This window comes from Mesotoga sp. H07pep.5.4, from assembly GCF_003664935.1.
GTDB lineage: Bacteria > Thermotogota > Thermotogae > Petrotogales > Kosmotogaceae > Mesotoga > Mesotoga prima.
In genome coordinates this window covers 1-1,372 of the sequence record NZ_JFHM01000036.1, presented here as the reverse complement: position 1 = coordinate 1,372, position 1,372 = coordinate 1, and the positions used below count along the sequence as shown (strand labels likewise).

Here is a 1,372-nt window from a genome sequence, read left to right as displayed (position 1 = left end):
TCATCCTCGTGTATTGTCAAAAGAGAGAGGGTATAGAATGAGGGTAGAGGGAGTAGCCAGTCGTCATCCTTAGGCTTAGAGCCTGTACTTCAGATTGGGCACCCTTCTTAACACGATTGAGAGTAATGGTCGAAAAGACCGCACCTTGTACGAGGTTGTGAAAGGAGGAACCCTCATGTTATATGTAGGAGTCGACATATCCAGTGAAAGTTTTGACGTTTGTTTCTATTTACCAGAGAAGAAGAAAATGAAAAGCATGAAGTACAAACAAGACAGGGAAGGTTTTAGGGAATTTCTAAAGAAGCTAAATGCTTACAAGGACGAGAAACAAGTCGGAATGGAAGCTACGGGTTCGTATCACAGCAACTTGTACGGATTTCTTAGAAGCAAAGGGATAGACGTACAGCTTCTCGATCCGTATACCCTTAGCAAATTCATGAAGGCTATGAGCAGGTCAAAGACAGACAAGAAAGATGCAAAAAGCATAGCGGTTGCAATGTACAGGATATTCGATCTGCTGAGCGTTTCTCAAGTACCAGAGGAAGAGATGTCAGCATTCAGGGACTTAGTTAGGATGAGAAGCACTGTAGTAGCAAACTGTTCTGATCTTCAAAGGAAACTGAAGAGCAAATTGAAGATTCATATGCCTGAGCTTCTTAAGACCTTCAGATCCGTTAGTTCACCTGTGCTATTGCATCTGTTGAGTGTATATCCATCCAGAGAAGAGATACTTGCCAACGAGGAAGATGCAGTCAAATTGCTCAGCTCTCACAGAAACTGGAGTGAAAAGAAAGCGAGAGAGGTTATCGATTCACTCAAAGACTCAATAGGCAAGCCAGATACCTTTGGAACCTACTCAACAATTACTAGCACATTCATAGCTGAAATTAAGCTTCTCAAAGACCACGTGGAAGCCCTGAATGAGGAAATAAAGAGGTTTCTTGAGAAGTTCCCTGACAATCCCCTAAGAACCATACCAGGTATTGCTGAAGTCACAGAAGCCGAAATCGTATCTGAAGTAGGCGACATAGACAGATTCTCTTCCGGGAAAGCCTTTGTATCGTACATAGGCCTTGACCCTGTTATTAAGCAGAGTGGCAACATGACTCGTGGCCTTTCAATTTCTAAGAAGGGTAACAAACATCTACGAAGAACCTTCTACCATTTAGCTAAGAACTTGATCGCAAACACTGAGAAGTACAGGAACAAATACGAGAAGATGAAAAAGAGGGGGGTGAAAAATAAGGTGGCCCTAATAGCAACTGCAAGAGCTGCAGCTGAAATGGTCTACCAACTTTTGAAAAACAACGTTCCATTTGACCTTTCACTCTCATAATTTTCCTAATTCTATACTTGACAACTTAGAGTAACT

1 protein-coding gene is annotated in these 1,372 nt (G+C 42.1%); it reads left to right on the top strand.

Annotated elements, in window-relative coordinates; translation table 11 throughout:
* Positions 1-175 precede the first annotated feature (175 nt).
* On the top strand, positions 176-1,336 hold the full coding sequence (locus Y696_RS13965; protein ID WP_006486554.1) for an IS110 family transposase: 1,161 nt from the start codon (positions 176-178) through the stop codon (positions 1,334-1,336).
* The last annotated feature ends 36 nt before the right edge of the window (positions 1,337-1,372 follow it).

Bases quoted from the DNA above. Each gene is read 5' to 3' on its own strand.
- Y696_RS13965 (WP_006486554.1), top strand. From the start codon at position 176: ATGTTATATGTAGGAGTCGACATATCCAGTGAAAGTTTTGACGTTTGT.